This window comes from Pantoea sp. Cy-640, from assembly GCF_011752635.1.
GTDB classification, from domain to species: Bacteria; Pseudomonadota; Gammaproteobacteria; order Enterobacterales; family Enterobacteriaceae; genus Pantoea; species Pantoea dispersa.
Genome location: NZ_VWXB01000008.1, coordinates 31,498 through 52,993 on the forward strand (window position 1 = coordinate 31,498; position 21,496 = coordinate 52,993).

The 21,496-nt window shown below is 59.0% G+C and carries 18 protein-coding genes, 3 tRNA genes and 2 other RNA genes; 6 read left to right on the forward strand and 17 right to left on the reverse strand.

The features are described 5' to 3' along the window. Positions 1-3: 3 nt before the first annotated feature. From rhtC to pldA, 3 genes are read right to left on the reverse strand one after another with little or no spacing between them, the layout of a single operon-like run. Positions 4-627, reverse strand: a complete 624-nt coding sequence (rhtC, locus tag F3J36_RS18220; protein ID WP_166720204.1) for a threonine export protein RhtC — start codon at positions 625-627, stop codon at positions 4-6. A gap of 12 nt (positions 628-639) precedes the next feature. Next, positions 640-2,463, reverse strand: a complete 1,824-nt coding sequence (gene recQ, locus F3J36_RS18225; RefSeq protein ID WP_058758115.1) for an ATP-dependent DNA helicase RecQ — start codon at positions 2,461-2,463, stop codon at positions 640-642. 20 nt (positions 2,464-2,483) lie between these two features. Further along, positions 2,484-3,362, reverse strand: coding sequence for a phospholipase A (gene pldA, locus F3J36_RS18230; RefSeq protein ID WP_021506965.1), 879 nt, complete (start codon positions 3,360-3,362; stop codon positions 2,484-2,486). A gap of 164 nt (positions 3,363-3,526) precedes the next feature. Between pldA and F3J36_RS18235 the strand changes: the two genes are divergently transcribed. Beyond that, entirely contained in the window at positions 3,527-3,997 is a 471-nt protein-coding gene (locus F3J36_RS18235; protein ID WP_031279610.1) for a thioesterase family protein, read from the forward strand. Positions 3,998-4,040: 43 nt separating this feature from the next. Next, entirely contained in the window at positions 4,041-4,940 is a 900-nt protein-coding gene (rarD, locus tag F3J36_RS18240; protein ID WP_058771068.1) for an EamA family transporter RarD, read from the forward strand. On the opposite strand, the gene F3J36_RS18245 is transcribed toward rarD, so the two are convergent. From F3J36_RS18245 to F3J36_RS18285, 9 genes are all read right to left on the reverse strand, one after another. Continuing rightward, a complete protein-coding gene (locus tag F3J36_RS18245; RefSeq protein WP_058775517.1) occupies positions 4,911-5,963 on the reverse strand; it encodes an AbrB family transcriptional regulator in 1,053 nt (350 codons plus the stop codon). The two genes, rarD and F3J36_RS18245, sit on opposite strands and share 30 nt — an antisense overlap. A gap of 215 nt (positions 5,964-6,178) precedes the next feature. Continuing rightward, positions 6,179-7,132, reverse strand: a complete 954-nt coding sequence (corA, locus tag F3J36_RS18250; RefSeq protein WP_010617090.1) for a magnesium/cobalt transporter CorA — start codon at positions 7,130-7,132, stop codon at positions 6,179-6,181. A 321-nt stretch (positions 7,133-7,453) separates the two neighbouring features. Continuing rightward, entirely contained in the window at positions 7,454-9,616 is a 2,163-nt protein-coding gene (gene uvrD / locus F3J36_RS18255; protein WP_166720205.1) for a DNA helicase II, read from the reverse strand. Between the two features lie 173 nt (positions 9,617-9,789). After that, a complete protein-coding gene (gene yigB / locus F3J36_RS18260) occupies positions 9,790-10,506 on the reverse strand; it encodes a 5-amino-6-(5-phospho-D-ribitylamino)uracil phosphatase YigB (RefSeq protein WP_021506970.1) in 717 nt (238 codons plus the stop codon). Next, positions 10,503-11,414: a tyrosine recombinase XerC gene (gene xerC, locus F3J36_RS18265; protein WP_166720206.1), complete on the reverse strand. Its 912-nt coding sequence runs from the start codon at positions 11,412-11,414 to the stop codon at positions 10,503-10,505. The genes yigB and xerC overlap by 4 nt, the downstream gene beginning before the upstream one ends. Continuing rightward, positions 11,411-12,115 (reverse strand): DUF484 domain-containing protein, encoded by a 705-nt coding sequence (locus F3J36_RS18270; protein ID WP_021506972.1) that lies wholly within the window; start codon positions 12,113-12,115, stop codon positions 11,411-11,413. The genes xerC and F3J36_RS18270 overlap by 4 nt, the downstream gene beginning before the upstream one ends. Then, positions 12,112-12,936, reverse strand: a complete 825-nt coding sequence (gene dapF / locus F3J36_RS18275; RefSeq protein WP_166720264.1) for a diaminopimelate epimerase — start codon at positions 12,934-12,936, stop codon at positions 12,112-12,114. Before dapF ends, F3J36_RS18270 begins: the two co-directional genes overlap by 4 nt. Before the next feature lie 29 nt (positions 12,937-12,965). Beyond that, positions 12,966-13,172, reverse strand: a complete 207-nt coding sequence (locus F3J36_RS18280) for a lipoprotein (protein WP_022548017.1) — start codon at positions 13,170-13,172, stop codon at positions 12,966-12,968. 125 nt (positions 13,173-13,297) lie between these two features. Beyond that, entirely contained in the window at positions 13,298-15,856 is a 2,559-nt protein-coding gene (locus F3J36_RS18285) for a class I adenylate cyclase (RefSeq protein ID WP_021506974.1), read from the reverse strand. A gap of 317 nt (positions 15,857-16,173) precedes the next feature. Between F3J36_RS18285 and hemC the strand changes: the two genes are divergently transcribed. Genes hemC through hemY form a run of 4 tightly spaced genes read left to right on the forward strand, consistent with a single transcriptional unit; the run spans position 16,174 to position 20,205 of the window. Further along, on the forward strand, positions 16,174-17,115 hold the full coding sequence (gene hemC / locus F3J36_RS18290) for a hydroxymethylbilane synthase (protein ID WP_031279613.1): 942 nt from the start codon (positions 16,174-16,176) through the stop codon (positions 17,113-17,115). Beyond that, positions 17,112-17,852, forward strand: coding sequence for a uroporphyrinogen-III synthase (gene hemD, locus F3J36_RS18295; RefSeq protein WP_166720207.1), 741 nt, complete (start codon positions 17,112-17,114; stop codon positions 17,850-17,852). The genes hemC and hemD overlap by 4 nt, the downstream gene beginning before the upstream one ends. Before the next feature lie 23 nt (positions 17,853-17,875). Further along, positions 17,876-19,006, forward strand: a complete 1,131-nt coding sequence (gene hemX / locus F3J36_RS18300) for a uroporphyrinogen-III C-methyltransferase (RefSeq protein WP_058758109.1) — start codon at positions 17,876-17,878, stop codon at positions 19,004-19,006. Between the two features lie 2 nt (positions 19,007-19,008). Continuing rightward, the gene (hemY, locus tag F3J36_RS18305; RefSeq protein WP_058775512.1) at positions 19,009-20,205 is read left to right on the forward strand and encodes a protoheme IX biogenesis protein HemY; all 1,197 of its coding nucleotides are present in this window, start codon (positions 19,009-19,011) and stop codon (positions 20,203-20,205) included. A gap of 609 nt (positions 20,206-20,814) precedes the next feature. On the opposite strand, the gene F3J36_RS18310 is transcribed toward hemY, so the two are convergent. The 5 genes from F3J36_RS18310 to F3J36_RS18330 all read right to left on the reverse strand — a co-directional run bounded on the left by F3J36_RS18310 (position 20,815) and on the right by F3J36_RS18330 (position 21,438). Then, positions 20,815-20,944, reverse strand: a non-coding RNA gene (locus tag F3J36_RS18310) — RtT sRNA. A gap of 37 nt (positions 20,945-20,981) precedes the next feature. Further along, positions 20,982-21,111: non-coding RNA, RtT sRNA (locus tag F3J36_RS18315), on the reverse strand. Positions 21,112-21,146: 35 nt separating this feature from the next. Beyond that, positions 21,147-21,223, reverse strand: a tRNA-Pro gene (locus F3J36_RS18320). Positions 21,224-21,259: 36 nt separating this feature from the next. Then, positions 21,260-21,346: transfer RNA gene (locus F3J36_RS18325), tRNA-Leu, on the reverse strand. 16 nt (positions 21,347-21,362) lie between these two features. Next, positions 21,363-21,438 (reverse strand) — tRNA-His (locus tag F3J36_RS18330). Positions 21,439-21,496: the final 58 nt, after the last annotated feature.

The following is a 21,496-nucleotide window of genomic DNA, read 5'->3' on the forward strand; positions in this document are numbered from 1 at the left end:
ATCTTATCGGGAGATGATGAGGTGAATACCAAACCCGGCAAACAGCACGCCCGCCATACCGTCCACCCACTTCGCCATCCGCTGATACTTATCGCGCATCCACGGCAGGGCAAAAATCGCCGCCACCAGGGTAAACCAGGCAAAGGTTTCACCGACGATCAACAGGAACAGGCCCCAGCGCTCAATCGCGCCCACATCGTTGCCCACGAACAGTGAAAACACACTGCCGAAGTAGATGATGGCTTTCGGGTTAGACAGGTTGGTGAGAAACCCTTTGAGGAAGCTCATACCACGCTTTGGCAGCTCAACCACCGTCGCTTCCGTATGAGGTTGCTTGTGACGCTGACGCGCCGAGCGCAGCAGCTGCCAGCCCATCCACAGCAGATACAGCCCGCCACCGACCATAATGATTTCATGCAGCCACGCCATTTTCTCCAGAATCAGATGCAGGCCCATCAGCGCGACACCGGCCCAAATCACAATCCCCAGCGTAATGCCGAGCACGCCCATCATCGCCTCTTTGCGCGAGCGGCTGGCGGCGGTCTGTGAGACAAAAAAGAAGTCCGGTCCCGGACTCATCAGCGCAACCAGATGCACCAGCGCGACGGTGGCAAATAACATCAGCATGGTTTATTTCCCTTATTCTTCATCAAGATGTTCTTTGATCATCAGCAGGAACGGCTTACCGAAGCGCTCCAGTTTGCGATGACCGACCCCGTTCACGCTCAGCATCTCTGAAGCGCTGACCGGCATTTGTTCTGCCATTTCAATCAGCGTGGCGTCGTTAAACACCACGTAAGGCGGAATATTCTCTTCGTCGGCGATGGCTTTACGCAGCTTACGCAACTTGGCGAACAGCTTGCGATCGTAATTGCCGCCGTAGACTTTTGGCGCGCTGCTGCGGCTTTTCACCGTCACGGTACGCGGTACCGCCAGCATCAGCGGCACTTCAGCGCGCAGCACCGGGCGCGCGGCCTCGGTGAGCTGCAGCGCCGAGTGCATGGCGATGTTTTGCGTCACCATGCCCAGATGGATCAGCTGGCGCAGCACACTGACCCAGTGCTCCTGACTCTGCTCGCGCCCGAGGCCGTACACCGGCAGTTTGTCGTGGCCGTTATCGCGGATGCGCTGGTTGGTTGAGCCGCGCAAAACTTCAACAATATAGCTCATCCCAAAACGCTGCCCGGTACGATAAATGCCCGACAGCGCTTTTTGCGCTTCGACCAGGCCGTCATAGCGACGCGGCGGATCGAGGCAGATATCGCAGTTGCCGCACGGCTGCTGGCGACCTTCACCAAAGTAGTTAAGCAGCACCAGACGACGGCAGGTTTGCGCCTCGGCAAACGCGCCCATGGCGTTGAGTTTGTGGCGTTCAATATCCTGCAGCGGCCCGGGCGCTTTCTCTTCCAGACATTTACGCAGCCACGCCATGTCAGCCGGGTCGTACAGCATCATCGCTTCGGCCGGCAGGCCATCACGCCCGGCGCGGCCGGTCTCCTGATAGTAGGATTCGATATTGCGCGGAATGTCGAAGTGCACCACAAAACGCACGTTGGGCTTGTTGATGCCCATGCCGAACGCCACGGTCGCGACCACGATTTGCAAATCGTCACGCTGAAAGGCTTCCTGCACGCGTGCGCGCTGCTCGCTGTCAATGCCGGCATGATAAGCGCCAACGCTGATGCCGCGACTCTGCAGACGCGCAGCGGTGTCTTCCACTTTGGCGCGGCTGTTACAGTAGATGATGCCGCTTTTGCCGCGCTGATCCTGCACATAGCGCAGCAGCTGCTCGGTAGGCTTGAACTTCTCCACCAGCGTGTAGCGAATGTTGGGACGGTCAAAACTGCTGATCTGAATCAGCGGATCGTGCATCTGCAGCAGATGCACGATGTCGTTACGCGTGGCTTCATCGGCGGTGGCGGTCAGCGCCATCACCGGCAGCTGCGGAATGCGCTGGCGCAGCTGACCGAGCGCGCCATATTCCGGACGGAAATCGTGGCCCCACTGCGAAATGCAGTGTGCTTCATCAACGGCCAGCATCACCGGATTCCAGTGCTGCAGGGTGTCGAGGAAGTTATCCATCATCAGACGTTCCGGCGCGATGTACAGCAGCCGCAGTTTGCCGCTGCGGCAGTCCGCAAACACCTGCTGCTGCTGCTCACGCGTCTGCGTCGAGTTAAGGCACGCCGCCGCCACGCCGTTCGCCAGCAGCTGATCAACCTGATCTTTCATCAGTGAAATCAGCGGCGAAACCACCAGCGTCAGCCCTTCGCGCACCAGCGCCGGGATTTGATAGCACAGCGATTTGCCGCCGCCGGTCGGCATCACCACCAGGCAGTCGCGCCCTGACAGCGCGGTTTCGATGATGGTTTGCTGACCCGGACGGAACTGCTGATAGCCGAAGGTATCCTGTAATACCTGCTGCGCCAGCATTTCCTGATTAAGCACTGCCGATGTTGCCACGGTAATCCTGTTTTGACTGGTTAGAACAGATCGTTAAGCGTTACGCCGACGCCAAGACGCGTCTGGCGATGGTTATAGTCAATAAGGGATTCACCATAACCGCTGAACAGCTGCGTGTAAAAGCGCACGTGTTCAGAAATCGGATAGCTCCACGCGAAGGTTGCACCGCCGTAGCCGCTATTCCAGTTGTAGTTGCCTTCCACGCTGAAAATACTGTCGCCGAGCATATAGCCCAGCTTCGCGCGGTAGTAGCCCATGTACTTGGTGATGTCCGGGTTATCGTCGTTGCTGGCACTTTCCGGCAGACGATACCAGGGTTTGATTTCCGCCAGGAAGTTGCCATTCTCCGCCATCAGACGGGCGTAAGCGCGGTTCCAGCTGCGTGACGTGGGATCGCTGCGGCCGTTTGACTGATGATTCAGACCCAGCTCGACGTCGCGTAATGTCCAGCCACCCAGCGAATAGTCGGTGGCCCAGCCGAGAAAAATCTGCGGCTCATAGTTGGTTTCACGAAACGGTGATGAAGCCCCCCGGTTCGACAGCTGCCACCAGGAGCGCTGAGTATACGACGCGGCCAGCACCGAGTTGTCACCCAAAATGCCGCGCCACAGCGGAAACGCCAGGCTGAGCTGGAATTTTACTTCATCCTTTTTCGCTTTGTCTGCCCAGTTGTAAGAGGAAATCGCCTCTTTATTCATGTCGCTGGTGTAGGTGTAAAGCAGATAGTTATTTTCATAGGGATAAAGCACGAATGGGTTATCGTGTTTTTCCAGCAGGTTAGCGATAATACTGCCCTTCACCGCTGGTGCGTCATGAACCTCTTTCACGGTGGCTTCATCGGCCTGCGCCAGCGCAGGAACCATAAATGCCGCGGCCAGCAAGGCGTACTGCTTACGCATAGAATTCTCCAGAGCGCTGCAAAAGTTATCGTCGGGCGACGGTTCAAAAAGCACGCCATTCTACACGCAAACCCGGTGGTTGATTAGCGCGGATTTCTGAAACTGGAAAGCGGCGCGAACGCGGCATAATATACACAATTCTTTAACATCTTAAGGCAGGAAAAATGTCATCCCCGATGCTGACACAGCAGGAAGCGCGCCGGCTGATTGGCGAAATTTTTGTCTATCACATGCCGTTTAATCAGGCACTGGGCCTTGAGCTGGATCGCCTTGAAGCCGATTACGCCGAACTCGGCTTTGCCAATAAAACCATGCTGGTGGGTAACGCCGCGCAGCAGATTCTGCACGGTGGCGTGATAGCCTCAGTGCTGGATGTTGCCGCCGGGCTGGTGTGCGTCAGCCATGCGCTGTCGCGCCAGCAGAGCATCAGCGAAGAGGAGCTGCGTCAGCGTCTGTCGCGCATGGGCACCATTGATATGCGCGTCGATTACCTGCGCCCGGGCCGCGGCGAGCGCTTTGTCGCCACCAGCAGCCTGCTGCGCGCCGGGAATAAAGTCGCGGTAGCGCGCGTCGAATTGCACAATCAGCAGGGCGATTACATCGCCACTGCGACTGCGACCTATCTTATTGGTTAACTTCGCGCGGCCTGCCACACTCGCCGCTTTTCTGGAAAAGATGATGGATACGCAACAAACGCGTCAGGGCATTTTTTATGCGCTGGGCGCTTACTTTATCTGGGGCATCGCGCCGGCCTATTTCAAGCTGGTCAAAGAGGTGCCACCGACGGAAATTATGACCCACCGTGTGATTTGGTCGGCCCTGTTTATGCTGGGGCTGATTACCCTGAGCCGCAGCTGGCGTCAGGTGCGCAGCGTGCTGGCCCAGCCGAAAAAAGTGCTGCTGCTGGCGCTGACCGCACTGACCATCGGCGGCAACTGGCTGCTGTTTATCTGGGCGGTGAATAATCAGCATATGCTGGAGGCCAGCCTTGGCTACTTTATCAATCCGCTGATTAACGTGGTGTTTGGCATGCTGTTTCTGCGTGAGCGCTTCCGCCGTCTGCAGTGGCTGGCGGTGCTGCTGGCGGCCACCGGCGTGCTGGTGCAGCTGTGGCAGTTCGGTTCGCTGCCGATCATCGGCCTCGGCCTGGCGCTGAGCTTCGCGCTGTACGGGCTGGTGCGCAAGAAGATTCAGGTTGATGCACAGAGCGGTATGCTGATTGAAACCGCGTGGCTGTTCCCGCTGGCGGCCATCTATCTGTTTGGCTTTGCTGACAGCGCCACCAGCCACCTCAGCGCTAATCCACTCAGCCTGAACCTCAAGCTGATCGCCGCCGGCATCATTACCACCATTCCGCTGATGCTGTTCGCCGCCGCCTGCGCGCGCCTGCGCCTGTCGACGGTCGGTTTCTTTCAATATCTGGGGCCGACGCTGATGTTCCTGCTGGCGGTGCTGTTTTACGGTGAGAGCCTGACGCCGGATAAAATGGTGACCTTCGGCTTCATCTGGCTGGCGCTGGCGATCTTCATTCTGGACGCGCTGCTGTTTTCAGCCCGCACGCGCGTGCGCATAGCGTGAGATAAAACGGGCCATCGCCGGGCCGGTGAGCAGAATGGTAAACAGACGCAGCGTCTGCAGCGCCATGACAAACGCGATATCGACCCGGCTGCCAGCAGCAATAATCGCCACCGTATCCAGCCCGCCCGGGCTGGTTGCCAGATAAGCGGTCATCAGATCGACGTGCAGCACGCGCGTCAGCATCCACGCCAGCCCCCCGCACAGCAGCATCAGGCCGATAATCGAGGCGATCATTTGCGGCAGCGTGCGCAGCGCCAGCAAAAAAATCGGCCGGGTAAAGCGCAGGCCAACGCTCCAGCCGATCAGCGCATAGGCCAGTGCCAGCAGCCACTCCGGCACCTGCAGCGTCGCGACCCCCGTTCCGTGCAGCGTGGCACCCATCAGCGCCGGCAGCAGCAGCGCGCCGGATGGGATACGCAGTTTCTGCCCCAGCCACGCGCCCGCCACCATCACCAGCAGCGTCAGCACGAAGCCACTGTGCAGCGGCGGCAGCCAGACAATGTGGGCGGCAGCACCGCTGCTGCCGAGGCCGATGCGAGCCACCACGGCCGCGGCGGTAGCAACAAACAGTACGCGCAGATATTGCATAAACGCCACCAGCCGCACGTCGGCGCCGAAATCGCCCGCCATCGCCACCATTGCGGACGCGCCGCCCGGCGACGATCCCCACGCGCCGGTCGGTCCCGGCAGCGAGCTAAAGCGCACCAGCAGAAAACCGGACAGCCCGCTGGCCGCCAGCGTCAGCAGCAGCACCGCCAGCACCACCGGCCAGTCATCGAGCAGCGGCGAGAGGATCGCAGGCGACAGGCTCTGGCCGATCATGCAGCCCAGCACCGCCTGCGCCAGCACGAACAGCCGTTTGTCGATGCGCACGGTTGCGCCGCTCAGACCCATAATGGTACCGACAATCATCGGACCGAGCAGCAGTGCAGCCGGCAGGTGCAATAGCTGCAGCAGGCAGCCCAGCACCAGCGAAGCCGTCAGCAGCAGCGCCCACTGCTGCCGCAAAGAGAAACGCGCCATAAGGTGGAAATCAGAAAGTGAGTTAAGGCAACAGGTTAGCAGATTAGCGCTGGCGCGTCAGGGGTAAGGCCACGGATAGCGATGGAGACGGTCGTCATGAATGACGACCCTACGACGGCCTGGCAGGTTGAACAGAACGTGCGGGCGTGAAGTTAACGGTATGCATAACCGGTGCGTTAACCCGTAGGGTGCGCATTAATGCGCACCATGTAAACTTACAGCCAGTTCTTCCGTTTGAAATAGAGATACGGCGCCAGCCCGGCGAGAATCATCAGGCCAATCGCGCCGGGATAACCAAAGCTCCACTTCAGCTCCGGCATAAACTCAAAGTTCATACCGTAGCTGGAGGCCACCAGCGTCGGCGGCAGGAACACCACGGACACCACCGAGAAGATTTTGATGATGCGGTTCTGCTCGATGTTAATAAAGCCCATCGCCGCCTGCATCAGGAAGTTAACCTTCTGGAACAGCGATTCGTTGTGCGGCAGCAGCGATTCGATGTCGCGCAGGATCTCGCGCGCCTGCTCCAGCTGATTGCCCGGCAGCCGCGCTTTACGCACCAGGAAGTTCAGCGCACGCTGGGTATCCATCAGACACAGGCGTACTTTCCAGCCGATATCCTCCAGCTCCGCCAGGCGCGACAGCGCGTCGTCGTACTCTTCGCCCTGCTGCCCTTCCATGATCACGCGGCTGAGTTTTTCCAGCGCGCTATAGATGTTCTCGATCTCATCCGCCAGCTGCTCGATTTTGGTCTCGAACAGATCGAGAAGCAGTTCGTAGGCGTTGCCGTCGGTCAGCTGCTGATTGCGCGCGCGCATGCGGTACAGGCGGAACGCCGGCAGCTCACGCTCGCGCAGTGTGTACAGGCGATCTTCGCGGATGGTAAACGCCACGGTGGAGTTGCCGGCGTGATCTTCAGCATCTTCAAAAAAGAAAAAGGAGTGGATGTGCAGGCCGTCTTCGTCCTCGAAGAAACGCGCCGAGGCCTCAATGTCCTCCAGTTCGGGACGCGTTGCCAGGCTCTGCCCCAGTTCTGACTGCACGCGCTCACGCTCGCTGTCGTCCGGCTCGATCAGATCGACCCACACCGAGGTGTTGAGTTTGTCGTTGTTGTCTTCCAGCTCGATGCGCGTCAGGCGATCGCGCTCCAGTTTAAATGCGCTCAGCATAGCAATACTCCCCATTGCAGACGACATGGGACAAGGCGGTGAACCGCAGTGCTGCTGGCACCACGGGCACGGCAAAGCCTGAACGCGGAAACTTTCGCTTCAAGGGTAAATCAGTGCTGACTCGTGCGACGGGATCAAAAAGGGAGGTCGCTGATAACCGCTAAGGCTACCCGCGTTAAAGAGGTAGCCTTAGAAATTGTCCCTGTTAACCAGGGTATAGAGCCAGCATCGACTGGGCGCGTCCAAGGCATTGTCCTCTCATGATAATAGTGCGCGCATGTTACGCTGAGACGAAAAAGTCGTCAAGGTAGCGCAACCGCGCTACACGGTTTCCAGCCGGGCGTAAGCCGCCACCAGCCACTTAATGCCCTGACCCTGAAAGGCCACCTGCAGACGGCTGTGCTCGCCGCTGCCTTCCAGATTGATAATGGTGCCTTCGCCGAACTTAGCGTGGCGCACGCGCTGCCCGAGCGCGAAGCCGCTGTCGCTCTTCGCCACCGGTGTGCCCATGCGCTGATGGCTCACCGGCCGGCTCACGCTGGCGCGCAGCCGCACCTCTTCCACGCACTCTTCCGGCAGTTCACCAATGAAACGCGATGGCCGGTGATACACTTCCTTACCATAAAGGCGACGGGTTTCGGCGTAGGTGAGCGTCAGCTTCTCCATCGCGCGCGTCACGCCGACATACGCCAGGCGACGCTCCTCCTCCAGCCGGCCGCCTTCGTCCAGCGACATCTGGCTCGGGAACATGCCCTCTTCCATGCCGACGATAAACACCTGACTGAACTCCAGCCCTTTCGCCGAGTGCAGCGTCATCAGCTGCACCGCATCCTGCCATTTGTCCGCCTGGCCTTCGCCAGCTTCCAGCGCCGCGTGCGACAGAAACGCCTGCAGCGGCATCAGATCTTCGTCTTCGTCCTGATAGCTGAACTGGCGCGTGGCGGTAACCAGTTCCTCTAAGTTTTCGATACGCGCCTGGCCTTTTTCGCCCTTTTCCTGCTCATACATCAGCCACAGGCCGGAGTCTTTAATCACCCGATCGGTCTGTACGTGCAGCGGCAGCTCAGCGGTTTCCGTCGCCAGCGCATCCACCAGCTCGCAGAAGCGCTGCAGTGCTGAGGCAGCACGGCCAGCCAGCGCTTTGGATTGCAGCAGTTCGCGCGTCGCCTGCCACAGCGTCAGCTGTTGCTCACGCGCGGTCTGGCGCACCACATCGAGCGTGCGATCACCAACGCCGCGCACCGGCGTGTTGACCACGCGCTCGAATGCCGCATCGTCATTGCGGTTGGCCAGCAGCCGCAGATAGGCCAGCGCATCTTTGATCTCCTGGCGCTCGAAGAAGCGCATGCCGCCGTAAATGCGGTACGGCATGCTGCCCTGCAGCAGCGCCTCTTCCAGCACGCGCGACTGGGCGTTGCTGCGGTAGAGAATGGCGCAATCCTGCAGTGCGTTGCCGTTTTCATGCCAGGTTTTGATGCGATTGACGACAAAGCGCGCTTCATCCAGCTCGTTGAACGCGCAATACAGCGAAATCTTTTCGCCATCGCTGCCGTCGGTCCACAGCTCTTTCCCCAGGCGGCCATTGTTGTTGGCAATCAGGGCGTTGGCTGCTTTCAGAATGTTATTGGTGGAGCGATAGTTCTGCTCAAGACGGATGGTTTCCGCGCCTGGGAAATCCTGCAGGAAACGCTGGATGTTCTCCACCTGCGCGCCGCGCCAGCCGTAAATGGACTGATCGTCATCGCCAACGATGATGACCCGGCCGCTGTCGCCTGCCAGCATGCGAATCCACGCGTACTGAATGTTGTTGGTGTCCTGGAATTCGTCCACCAGAATATTGCTGAAGCGCTCACGGTAGTGATTGAGAATCTGCGGCTTGTTGAGCCACAACTCATGCGCCCGCAGCAGCAGTTCGGCGAAGTCGACCAGCCCGGCGCGATCGCAGGCTTCCTGGTACGCCTGATAGATACGCAGCCACGTCTGCTCCACCGGGTTGCCGTAGCTTTCGATGTGCTTAGGCCGCAGCCCTTCGTCCTTTTTGCCGTTGATGTACCACATGCCCTGACGCGCCGGCCACTGTTTCTCGTCGAGGTTCATGGCTTTGATCAGGCGCTTGAGCAGACGCAGCTGATCTTCGCTGTCGAGGATCTGAAAATCCTGTGGCAGCCCGGCATCCAGGTGGTGCGCGCGCAGTAAACGGTGCGCCAGGCCGTGGAAAGTACCAATCCACATGCCGCCCTGGCTGGTACCGATCAGCTGGTCGATACGGTGGCGCATCTCCGCCGCCGCCTTGTTGGTGAAGGTCACCGCCATGATTGAGTAAGGCGAGCAGTTCTCTACCGACAACAGCCAGGCGATGCGATGCACCAGCACGCGGGTTTTACCGCTGCCTGCTCCGGCCAGCACCAGCAGATTGCTGCGCGGCGCGGCGACCGCTTCGCGCTGTTTGTCATTCAAGCCGTTAAGCAGATCGGAAACGTCCATAAGCACCGTTTTAAGCAAGTAGGATGCGTATCCTGCACCGTTCGCGTTGCCGCCAGGCGGCAAGGGCAGACATCTGCGAGGGCGTAATCAGCTATGCGATCAGGCTGGTGACGCACAGCCTGCACGGCCGCGCGTTGCAGAATACAGAATACGACTGGATAAATTTACAGCCATTATAGCAGCGAGGTCAGCGATGCCAACTGATGAATTTCCACGTGTGGCAGCAGGCGCGCGTCATCAATCTTCATCAGATTGCCGTCACGCAGGTTGATCCAGCACGCCTGCAGACCGGCGCGCAGCGCACCGGCGACGTCGGTGGTCAGGTCATCGCCGACGTGCAGAATATGCTGCGGCGCAATGCCCAACCGTTCGGCGGCCAGATGGTACATATCCTGCCACGGCTTGGCGCGGCCGTGCGGACCGGCGCGCAGCGCGAACTGGAAGTAGTGATCAATGCCGAGCTTTTGCGGGTCGGCGTTGCCGTTGGTGATCGCCACCAGCGGCACGCGCTCGCCGAGCCAGGCCAGCGTCTGATGCGTCTCTTCTGGCATCTCCACCGCACTGCGCCACTGATGAAACACGCTCATCACGTCGCGGGCACCTGCGCTGGCTTGCGCGGCCGGCAGTCCGGCGTTGAGCAGCGCCAGCTCTACCGAGCGGCGACGCCACTCAGAGACATCGTGATAAATTTCCGGTTCACGCAGCAGCAGTTCATCGCGCAGCGCCTGATAATCTTCCGGCGTAAACTCGCGCAGCGCCGGGTGATACGCCTGCAGTGCAGCGTGCGATTCCGCCGTGGTTTTGCGGATCACCGGATAGTTGTCATATAGCGTATCGTCGAGATCGAAGGTGATGGCTTTGATCGGGCCCAGCGGGCGATAAAACTTCATTCAGACTTTCCTCGTTTGGCACGCGGGTGTGCCGCATCGTATACCGACGCCAGATGCTGGAAATCCAGGTGGGTATAGATTTGCGTGGTCGAGAGGTTGGCGTGGCCGAGCAGCTCCTGCACTGCGCGCAGATCGCCGCTCGATTCCAGCAGATGGGTAGCAAACGAGTGGCGCAGCTTATGCGGGTGGATATGGCTGGCGACGCCCTGCTTAATGCCCCATTCGGCGAAGCGTTTCTGCACATTGCGCGCCGAAATACGGCTGCCGCGCGTCGACACAAAAACCGCATCATCCTGCGGCCCGAAGCTGTTGCGTAACGGCAGCCAGTGCTGCAGCCAGGTGACGGCGGTGCCGCCAATCGGCACGCGGCGCTCTTTGCTGCCTTTACCGCGCACCCAGACTTCACCGCTCTCCAGGTCCAGATGACGGCAGTCGATGCCCACCAGCTCAGCGAGACGTAAACCGCCGCCGTACATTGTTTCCAGCATGGCGCGGTCGCGCACCGCCAGCGGATCGTCGAGCTCGATCTCCAGCAGCTGGCTGACTTCGTCGACATCCATATTTTTTGGCAGATGCCTTGCGTTGCGCGGCGTGGCGATGCCTTTCGCCGGATTGGCGCTCAGCATGCCCTGGCTGACCTGCCAGTCGAGAAAGCTGCGCAGCGCCGACATGCGCAGGGCCAGGCTACTGGCACCGAGACCGCCGCGCCGGCTGCGCGCCGCCAGACTACGCACCTGTGCCGGTTCCAGCTGCGACCAGGCGGTAATGTGCATGTCATCCGCCATGGCGATAAGCGCCTGCAGCTGGCGCTGGTAATTCTTTTGCGTCAGCGGGCTGAGCTGGCGTTCGACTTTCAGATAGCGCAGAAAGCCCTCAACGGCCGGCAACAGCGGGCTGGTGCTGCTCATGCGCGCTCCACCCAGCGAGACAGCAGGTCGGGCAGCATTTGTGCCAGATGCTGCAGCAGCAGCGTGCCCATGCCCGCCTGATAGTGCTGGTTGTCGCGGCTGCTGAAGATCAGTACGCCGAGATCGCCCTGCTCGCCCATCAGCGACATCGCCACCGATCCGACGGCTTTTGCCTGCGGCAGCAGCAGCAGCAGCTCCGGTCCGTTCAGGCTGCCAAGGTAGTGATGCTGCTGACCAAAGCGCTGGATGCGCAGCGGCTCAAACGCCTGGCGTGACAGACCAAGCTGGGTGAAATCGGAGGGTGCGCCGATGCGCCAGCGGTCGCTGAACAGCCGCACATTAGCGCCCGCCAGGCCAAGCTCGCGCGCCCAGCGATGCAGGCGCGTCAGCATCTCCTGCAGGCTATCGGCCGCCGCGAGATGGCTCTGCAACGCCAGCAGGCGATCGAACAGCTGATGATTGGCGGTTGCCTGCTCCATCAGCAGCGTGATCTCCTCTTCCAGCTGCTGGATGTGGTTGCGCTGACGCGCCATATGCCACTCCACCAGCGATACGCTGCCGCGCACCGGATGCGGCACCATCATTTGCTCAACCTGGCGCGCATTGCGAATAAAGAAATCGGGGTTGTGACGCAGCCAGGCGCTCACCGCCTGATCGTCCAGCAAAACCGCGCTGTCGGTCTGCTCTTCGATATTTTTCATAGATGAATAAACCCATCATAGACTTGTGTGGCTGGCCCGGTCATAAACAGCGGCTGACCGGCCCCTTTCCAGGCGATATGCAGCGTGCCGCCGGGCAGCTCGACGCGCACTTTCTCCGCCAGAATGCCCTGCTGAATGCCGCAGGCCACTGCGGCGCAGGCGCCGCTGCCGCACGCCTGGGTTTCGCCCGCGCCGCGTTCATACACGCGCAGACGGATGTGTTCCGGATTGACCACTTCCATAAAGCCGACGTTCACGCGCTCGGGAAAGCGCTCATGGCTCTCCAGTGCCGGACCGAGCGTCTCCACCGCGGCGGTTTTCACGCTTTCAACCTGGATCACGCAGTGTGGATTGCCCATTGATACCGCGCCAAACATCACGGTCTGCTCGGCCACGCGCTGCAGATAGAGGTTTTCCGCCTTGTTAGCGCGCAGCGGCACCTGCTGCGGGTCAAAGTTGGGCTCGCCCATGTTAACGCGTACCAGCTCATCGCTGGTGACGCTCAGTACCATGCGGCCGGTCTGGGTGCTGACGCGAATGTCGCTTTTATTGGTCAGCCCTTTGAGGCGAACAAAGCGGGCAAAACAGCGCGCGCCGTTGCCGCACTGCGCCACTTCGCTGCCGTCAGCGTTGAAGATGCGGTAGTGGAAATCGAGATCCGGATCGTAAGGTGGCTCGACGATCAGCAACTGATCGAAGCCGATCCCCAGATGCCGATCCGCCAGGCGGCGAATCAGTTCCGGCGAAAAAAAGACGTTTTGCGTCACGGCATCGACGACCATAAAGTCGTTACCGAGACCGTGCATTTTCGAGAACTGCATTTTCTGCTCCGCCGGATGACTCATCGGGTTTAATTCGCCTGCACGCCAGCCGGTTTGCTGGTGACCAGGCCGCTGGTATCCGCATCCTGTGCCGCTTTCTGCTGCTGCTCAGTCACCGGCTGATTTTTCTGTTGCGGCCGATCGTTGGGCGGGAAATACAGCGGTCCTTTCAGCCCACAGCCTACCAGGCTGACCAGTGCCAGCGCCATACCCAGCTGGCTCATCACTCGTATCATTCTGTCTGCTCTTTTTATCCAAATCCCAGCTGCTTATCATCGCAGTTGACGTTGTAAAAGCAACAGGAAATATCCGGCAGAAGGTTCAGAAACGGGGGCAGGCCACTGCGTTCAGCACAGCGGCTTTAATGCATCTGGTAGCGCGGCTGGAAGTCGCCGTTGTCGTTGTCCGGCTGGGTGGCACACAGCTGCGTCAGCGTCTGGCTGCGGAACGGAATCACCTGGAAGCGATCGCCGGCGTGCACAATCTGATAGAACTGTGGCAGGTTGAAATTGATAAAGCTCGAGCCGTAGGTAAAGCGATCGTGCGACGACGAATAGAAGCGGCTGACGTCACGTACCAGCTCCTCTTTGCTGCCTTCGCAATGGTGATACACCTCAACCCGGTTGCTTTCATCGAGAATGTAGATATTGAAGCCGCGATCGTCACTGGTGTCTTCAAAGAAGAACTGAATGATGCCTTCGCTGGCGTAGCCGTTGACCACCGGTGGCAGCGGCGTCTGGTTCGATTCAACTTTGATCGACAAACCGTGCAGCTTGTTGTTGGAAATCGCGCCGTAAAATTCGACTGCGTTTTCCAGCTTCTGCACCGAGACGCTCATGCGCTCGAAAAACAGCCCCCAGGTCTGACCGGCCATGCGCAGCGCTTTAAAGCGGCCCGGCTCCTGACGCGTGCTCGACAGGCGCAGCTCAATGCATTCCGACACCAGCTGCTGCACACGGGTACGAATCAGGCCGCGCAGATGCTGGCTGTAGCAGAATACTTCTACCGTGTCCGGCGGTGCGGCGTCCTGATGCATTTTGCCCAGAATGGTTTTCAGCGCTTCAATCATCGCCTGCTCGCCGCTGAAGTGCAGAGTGCGCACTTCATTCCACGAGTTGCGGTACAGCAGATCGATGCTGCCGATCAGGCACTGCTGCTGCTGGCCAAAGCTAAACACATCCAGCTTGCGGAAGTCGAAGTGCACCACCTGATTGCGGAACGCCGAGGTCGGATCGTGTTCGAGGTTAACGATGATCGCCAGATGCCGGATTTCGCACGGGCTGTAAAGCGCTTTCGGCGTCGGTGCCGGCAGGCGCAGCGGGAAGTGGCTGGACACATCGTTAACCAGCTCCTGCAGGCGCGGCAGATCGCAGAACTCGTTGCCCTTAATGTGCAGACGGGTTTTGCGCGTCAGCAGTCCGTTAAACCACGCCCATGCCACTAACTTGTTGAGATAGCGGTTATATTCCAGCGGCTGATGGCTGATGATTGAACTCATGTCCGGCGACTGGTTATACAGATACCAGCCGGCACGGTTGGCGCGCCCAGCCGGCACATGAATAAAGGTCAGATTCTCTTCCGACAGATCGGGCGAGATTTGCGGGTTCACCAGCGTGACTTTGCCCGGCAGCGCTTCAAACGCGGCGTACAATTTACGCGTCAGCACGCCGATGTCCTGCGGGCTGGCGCTGACGCTTAAATTGTTGCGACGGGCAAAACGGATCAGGTTGCGATAGCTCTGCATCATCGCATCCAGCAGCTCGTTGTGCGCCTCGCGCACCCGTTCGATTTTCCACTGCGCGCGATTATCCAGCACCGCCAGTTTCTCATCGTCCCAGCCCCACTCTTTCACCAGCTGCGACAAAATTTCACGCCGCCAGCCCGCGCGCGGATGCTGCTCCTCGCTGGAGAGTTTTTCGCACACTTTGAGGTAAAAACAGCGGCGCACCAGGTCGAGGCGCGCGGTGTCATCGACGCTGGTCAGATAGCGCGTCACGCGCTCCAGCATCATGCAGTAGGGATCGAGACCGAAGCAGACAATTTCGCCGTCGTGCAGCCGCTGTTTGATATCCATCGCCAGCAGCTGCGTGTTCGGGTATTCCCAGCTGTAAGCTTCCAGCAGCAGGGTTTTCAGCACCGCTTTGTACGGCGAATCGATACTTTTATACAGCTGCCACAGGCTGGCACCGAAATACTCTTCCGCCGACAGCGTGCCGAGACCGCCGAGATCCAGCCACTCATTCGGCGTCAGCACGCCTTGTGAATAGAGCGACATCACGTAATCGTCGTAGTGATGTTCTTCTTCGCCAGGCACCATGTTCCACAGAATGCGTTTCCCCGCCATGCGCACGGCGGTACGGTAGAACTCATCCAGCAGTAAAATATGTTGGGTAGAACCGCAGTCCTCACCGCCGAGGCTGCCGCTCTCATTATGGCGGAAGCGGTTTTCGTCGATCAGGAAGAAGCTGACTTCCACACCCAGCGACACACACCATTTTTGCAGGAGCGTACACTTGCGCTGCAGATTGAGACGCTCTTCGTTATCCAGCCATGACTGATGGCATACCCAGATGTCGAGATCGGAGACGCTGTTCTGGCCGACGGACGAGGTGCTGCCCATCGAGTAGATGCCGGTGATAGGCAGTTCGCCCTTCACCGCGCTGCTGAGGTCGAGCGGATGGTCGCCCGCTAACTGTTGCAGCAGCTGCTGCTGGTTTTCATCAGGCGCAAAGAAGCTGACGCCATGGGGAACGCTACCTTCAAGGTAACCCGGCATCAGCGGATGATGATAATGCAGTAATGTTGGCAGCAGACTGTAGACGTGCTGGAAAGCAGGTCCCATGGCAGCCAGTGCGCGATCTACACGCAGCTGGTTTATCGCATCCAGTCTCTGTTTCAGTGTCTCAATGTAGAGGTACAAGACGTTTCGCCTGATTGTCCCAGTGTTAAGCACCCTGTTTCCAAAATCTGCCGCTTAATAATAAAGATGTCGGGCAAATTATTGCTGGAAACGTGATCAATCTAACACCTGGAAGATTGACCGTAAAGAAAGTTGCGCTACCTGACAGTTTAGCACGTTCCAAACGTAGCCCTGCATTTTCGGACTCCAGCCTCAGAATCTGACGCCGTAAAAAGCGGGCTCCGGTCTGAGATTGCAGCCTGGTCAATCCGTTGAAACTGACAGCATTCCCCTATCAATGATAGGATAATCGATGAACGATCAAAATGGTTAACAGCATGTTAAACAAAATTTTCAGAATTGCTACCAGGCAAAGTCCGCTTGCCTTGTGGCAGGCACAATATGTCCAACAGCGCCTGATGGCTGCGCATCCCGGCTTGCAGGTTGAGCTGGTGCCGATGGTCACCAAAGGTGATGTCATCCTTGATACGCCGCTGGCGAAAGTGGGTGGCAAGGGACTGTTTGTCAAAGAGCTTGAGCTGGCGATGCTGGAAAACCGTGCCGATATGGCGGTGCATTCCATGAAAGATGTGCCGGTCGATTTTCCCGACGGTCTGGGACTGGTGACCATCTGCGAGCGCGAAGATCCGCGCGACGCGTTCGTCTCGAATCATTATTCCTCGATCGACGCGCTGCCGCAGGGCGCGGTGGTCGGCACGTCCAGCCTGCGTCGCCAGTGCCAGATCAGCGCACGGCGCCCGGACCTGGTGATTCGCTCGCTGCGCGGTAACGTCGGTACGCGGCTCAGCAAACTGGACGCCGGCGAGTATGACGCCATCATTCTTGCTGCCGCCGGGCTGAAACGCCTTGGACTGGAAGATCGCATTCGCCAGGCGCTGCCGGCGGAGTTTTCCCTGCCGGCGGTGGGCCAGGGCGCGGTCGGCATTGAGTGCCGCCTCGACGATCAGCCGTTAATTACGCTGCTGCAGGCGCTGAACCACAGTGACACCGCCGTCTGCGTGCGCGCCGAGCGCGCCATGAATACCCGTCTCGAAGGCGGCTGTCAGGTGCCGATCGGCAGTTTTGCCGTGCTGGAAGATGACCAGCTGTGGCTGCGCGGCCTGGTCGGTGCGCCGGATGGCAGCCAGATGGTGGTGGGCGAACGCCGCGGCCCGCGTGAACAGGCCGAACAGATGGGGATCTCACTGGCCGAAGAGCTGCTGGACGGCGGTGCGCGTGACATTCTGCGTGAAGTTTATCAGGGACAGCCGCCCGCATGACTATCCTCGTGACCCGTCCGGAACCCGCCGCCAGCGAACTGGTCGCGCGCCTGCGCAGCCAGGGCAAACTGGCGTGGTCGTTTCCGCTGATTGAATTTACGCCGGGTCGCGATCTCCCCCAACTGCCGCTAAAGCTGGCCGCCCTGCAGCCCGGTGACCTGGTATTTCTGCTGTCGCAGCAGGTGGTGCACTATGCCCAGCCCGCTTTACAGCAGCAGCGCAGCGCGTGGCCGGCATTTCTCGACTATTATGCCATTGGTCGCAGCACCGCGCTGGCGCTGCACACCGTCAGTAATCTGAAAGTTGACTATCCGCATGCGCGGGAAACCAGCGAAGAGCTGGTGCGGCTGAATCGCCTGCAGCAGGTCAGCGGCAAGCGTGCGCTGATTCTGCGCGGTAGTCCGGGCCGTGAACTGCTGGCGGAGACGCTGATCGCCCGCGGCGCGGACGTGCAATACTGTGAGTGCTATCAGCGCTGTGAAAAGCAGTACGACGGCGCGATTGAAGGCCGTCGCTGGCGCGATCGCGGTATTACCACGCTGGTGGTGACCAGCGGTGAAATGTTACAACAACTGTTTGCGCTGTTTCCGCCAATCGATCGGCGGGAATGGCTGCTGCACTGTCGACTACTGGTCGTCAGTGAACGTTTGGCTACCCAGGCCGCCGAATTAGGCTGGCAGGAGATTGAGGTAGCCGATGGTGCGGATAACGACGCGCTGCTGCGTGCGTTACGCTGAACTTAACATTGGGATGAGCCACAATGACGGAACAAAAAGACTCCTCCGCCATGGTTGAAGAAACCACCCCTGCGGACACTTCCCCGACGCCAGCCAGCCAGCCGCCTCGCGCGAAAAAGAGCGACGGCAAGGTGCTGAGCGCGGTGGCAATTGTCATTGCACTGGCGATTGGCGCGGGACTTTACCTGAATGGGAAACACCAGGCCGACTTACAGGCTCAGACTAACCAGAACCTGAGCGAGCAGCTGAGCGCCCTGCAGCAGCAACTGGGCAGCGATAAACAACAGCTCTCGCAGCAGCTGGCGGACGCCAATACCGCGCTGCAGGAAGCGCGCAGCCAGCAGGATAACAGCGCCAAAGAGCTGGAGACGCTGCGTGAAAAAGTGGCCACTATTTCCGGCAACGATACCCGCACCTGGCTGCTGGCGCAGGCCGACTACCTCGTCAAACTGGCGGGTCGCAAACTGTGGAGCGATCAGGACGTCACCACCGCGGCAGCGCTGCTGAAAAGCGCGGACACCAGCCTGGCGGAGATGAACGATCCCAGCATCATGAACGTGCGCCGCGCGCTGACCCAGGACATCAGTTCACTGGCGGCGGTCAGCCAGGTGGACTACGACGGCATCATCCTCAAGCTGAACCAGTTGTCGAACGGCGTGGATAATCTGCGTCTGGCCGATAACGACAGCGATGAGTCGCCAATGGATGCCGACAGCGGTGAGCTCTCCAGCTCGCTGCACGAGTGGCGTCAGAATCTGGTGAAGAGCTGGCACAACTTCATGGATGATTTCATCACCATCCGCCGCCGCGATAACACCGCGCAGCCGCTGCTGGCACCGAATCAGGATGTTTATCTGCGCGAAAATATCCGTTCACGTCTGCTGATTGCCGCGCAGGCGGTGCCGCGCCATCAGGATGAGATCTACAAACAGTCCATCGATGCGGTATCTACCTGGGTGCGTGCCTGGTACGACACTAACGATGCGGCGACCAAAGCCTTCCTCGCCCAGCTCGACGAGCTGAGTCAGCAAAGTATTTCGATGGACGTGCCGGACACGCTGGAGAGCCAGGCGCTGCTGGAAAAACTGATGCAAACGCGCGTGCGCAATCTGCTGGCGCAGCCATCGGCTGCGGCTGATCAACAGGGAGGCTAACCATGCTGAAAGTATTGGTGCTTTTCCTGCTGCTGATTGCCGGCATTGTGCTGGGACCGATGGTTGCCGGCCATCAGGGCTACGTGCTGATCCAGACCGATAACTGGAACATTGAGACCAGCGTCACCGGTCTGGCCATCATCCTGATTCTCAGCCTGCTGGTGATTCTGCTGGTCGAATGGATTCTGCGTCGCCTGTTCCGCACCGGCGCCCGCACCCGCGGCTGGTTCACCGGGCGGAAACGTCGCAGCGCCCAGCGTCACACGCAAAGCGCGCTGATGAAGCTGGCGGAAGGCGATTACCGTCAGGTAGAAAAGCTGCTGTCAAAGAATGCCGATCACGCCGATCAGCCGGTGGCGAACTATCTGCTGGCGGCGGAAGCAGCGCAGCAGCGCGGCGATGAAATCCGTGCTAACCAGCACCTGGAGCGCGCCTCTGAGCTCTCCGAGAACGATACCATTCCGGTTGAGATCACCCGCGTGCGCCTGCAGCTGGCGCGTAACGAAGATCACGCCGCACGTCACGGTATCGATCGCCTGCTGGAAGTGGCGCCGCGCCATCCGGAAGTGTTGCGTCTGGCTGAGCAGGCTTATATCCGTACCGGCGCCTGGGGCGCACTGCTGGATATCCTGCCCTCCATGCAGAAGGCGCAGATTAACGATGAGAACCAGCGTAACGCGCTGCAGCAGCAGGCGTGGCTGGGTCTGATGAATCAGGCTATGGCCGATCAGGGCAGCGAAGGCCTGAAAAAATGGTGGCAGAACCAGAGTCGCAAAACCCGCCAGGAGACCGCGCTGCAGGTGGCGATGGCTGAGCATTTGATCGAGTGCGACGATCCGGACACCGCGCAAAGCATCGTGCTGGAAGGGCTGAAGCGTCAGTATGACGATCGGCTGGTGCTGCTGATGCCGCGCATCAAAAGCGGTGACCCGCAGGCCCTGGAGAAAGCGCTGCGTCAGCAGATTAAGCAGCACGGCGCCACGCCGCTGTTGCACAGCACGCTCGGCCAGCTGCTGATGCGCCATGGTGAATGGCAGCAGGCCGCAGAAGCCTTCCAGCAGGCGCTGGCACAGCGTCCGGATGGCTTTGACTATGCCTGGCTGGCGGACGTTTACGATCGCCTGCATCGCCCGGAAGACGCGGCTAAAATGCGTCGCGAAGGTCTGTTACTGACGCTGAAGAACAATCCTGGCGCCTGATTTTACTGTTGTTATTTTTGTGCACGCCGGGCCAGTCCCGGCTTTTTTTTGCCTCAAAGAGCGTGCAGGGAATACGGCATCAATCCGTGAACGGCAGATAAAAAAACACCTGCCAGAAGCAGGTGTAAGATCAGGTCGGTAAGACAACTGATGGTATCCGACTCAACGTAATGTCCTTCTTACTGCAGTAGCGCGTACACGTTACTGCCAGCTGGACAACGGATACCGTAAGGGGCTCTGCATCATTCCCAGGTTTATGTAGCATTAGCAAACATAAGAGGTGGAATGAGCATCTACGCTGAGATTATTGCACAAAGCGTGCCAGAATGGCATGAATCACGGAAAGTTGTTTTATATCAGTCAGTTAGATAATCCCTGCCAGCTAACAGCGGTTACGATGTCGCGAAAACGCGACAGACCGGTTTAAAGCTGTCTCCGCTGAGCGACAGGCTGTGCAAGGAAAGGTAAGGCTGTTGAAAATCAGCTGGTTATATGTCGTGTAATAGCGACAATCGCTGCGCCCGGCTCAAACCTCCTTCGGAGGTTCTCATCCTCTTTTGCTACAGACGAAAAAAAACCTGCTTTTTGCAAAGCAGGTTTCTTAAATGATGGTCGGCGAGAGAGGATTACGCTTCTCTGCGAGAAGCGCCCTGCGGGCCGTTGCTGACGCAACGTTGTCTCGCTGCGCTCGGCTCAAACCTCCTTCGGAGGTTCTCATCCTCTTTTGCTACAGACGAAAAAAAACCTGCTTTTTGCAAAGCAGGTTTCTTAAATGATGGTCGGCGAGAGAGAATTACGCTTCTCTGCGAGAAGCGCCCTGCGGGCCGTTACTGACGCAACGTTGTCTCGCTGCGCTCGGCTCAAACCTCCTTCGGAGGTTCTCATCCTCTTTTGCTACGAACGAAAAAAGCCCGCTTTTTGCAAAGCGGGCTTTTCGAATATGGTCGGCGAGAGAGGATTCGAACCTCCGACCCACTGGTCCCAAACCAGTTGCGCTACCAAGCTGCGCTACTCGCCGATTTTGTACTGCCTGTTACTGCTTACTTGTTTTGCCTGGTGCGAAGAGAGGGACTTGAACCCTCACGTCCGTAAGAACACTAACACCTGAAGCTAGCGCGTCTACCAATTCCGCCACCTTCGCATGTCCCAGCAAAATCTGGGGTGGCTAATGGGACTCGAACCCACGACAACTGGAATCACAATCCAGGGCTCTACCAACTGAGCTATAGCCACCATAATTCTGGTGCGTAAGCGTAACCGCTTACTTAATGCACTGCATAACGCGGTTAAA

What these genes read in the sequence shown, in the direction of transcription:
- F3J36_RS18235 (WP_031279610.1), top strand. Translation starts at nt 3,527, where the DNA reads ATGTCATCCCCGATGCTGACACAGCAGGAAGCGCGCCGGCTGATTGGC.
- hemC (WP_031279613.1), top strand. Translation starts at nt 16,174, where the DNA reads ATGTTAAACAAAATTTTCAGAATTGCTACCAGGCAAAGTCCGCTTGCC.
- corA (WP_010617090.1), bottom strand. Translation starts at nt 7,132, where the DNA reads ATGCTGAGCGCATTTAAACTGGAGCGCGATCGCCTGACGCGCATCGAG.
- dapF (WP_166720264.1), bottom strand. Translation starts at nt 12,936, where the DNA reads ATGCAGTTCTCGAAAATGCACGGTCTCGGTAACGACTTTATGGTCGTC.
- F3J36_RS18280 (WP_022548017.1), bottom strand. Translation starts at nt 13,172, where the DNA reads ATGATACGAGTGATGAGCCAGCTGGGTATGGCGCTGGCACTGGTCAGC.
- F3J36_RS18270 (WP_021506972.1), bottom strand. Translation starts at nt 12,115, where the DNA reads ATGAAAAATATCGAAGAGCAGACCGACAGCGCGGTTTTGCTGGACGAT.
- hemX (WP_058758109.1), top strand. Translation starts at nt 17,876, where the DNA reads ATGACGGAACAAAAAGACTCCTCCGCCATGGTTGAAGAAACCACCCCT.
- hemD (WP_166720207.1), top strand. Translation starts at nt 17,112, where the DNA reads ATGACTATCCTCGTGACCCGTCCGGAACCCGCCGCCAGCGAACTGGTC.
- pldA (WP_021506965.1), bottom strand. Translation starts at nt 3,362, where the DNA reads ATGCGTAAGCAGTACGCCTTGCTGGCCGCGGCATTTATGGTTCCTGCG.
- rhtC (WP_166720204.1), bottom strand. Translation starts at nt 627, where the DNA reads ATGCTGATGTTATTTGCCACCGTCGCGCTGGTGCATCTGGTTGCGCTG.
- rarD (WP_058771068.1), top strand. Translation starts at nt 4,041, where the DNA reads ATGGATACGCAACAAACGCGTCAGGGCATTTTTTATGCGCTGGGCGCT.
- yigB (WP_021506970.1), bottom strand. Translation starts at nt 10,506, where the DNA reads ATGAAGTTTTATCGCCCGCTGGGCCCGATCAAAGCCATCACCTTCGAT.
- F3J36_RS18245 (WP_058775517.1), bottom strand. Translation starts at nt 5,963, where the DNA reads ATGGCGCGTTTCTCTTTGCGGCAGCAGTGGGCGCTGCTGCTGACGGCT.
- xerC (WP_166720206.1), bottom strand. Translation starts at nt 11,414, where the DNA reads ATGAGCAGCACCAGCCCGCTGTTGCCGGCCGTTGAGGGCTTTCTGCGC.
- uvrD (WP_166720205.1), bottom strand. Translation starts at nt 9,616, where the DNA reads ATGGACGTTTCCGATCTGCTTAACGGCTTGAATGACAAACAGCGCGAA.
- hemY (WP_058775512.1), top strand. Translation starts at nt 19,009, where the DNA reads ATGCTGAAAGTATTGGTGCTTTTCCTGCTGCTGATTGCCGGCATTGTG.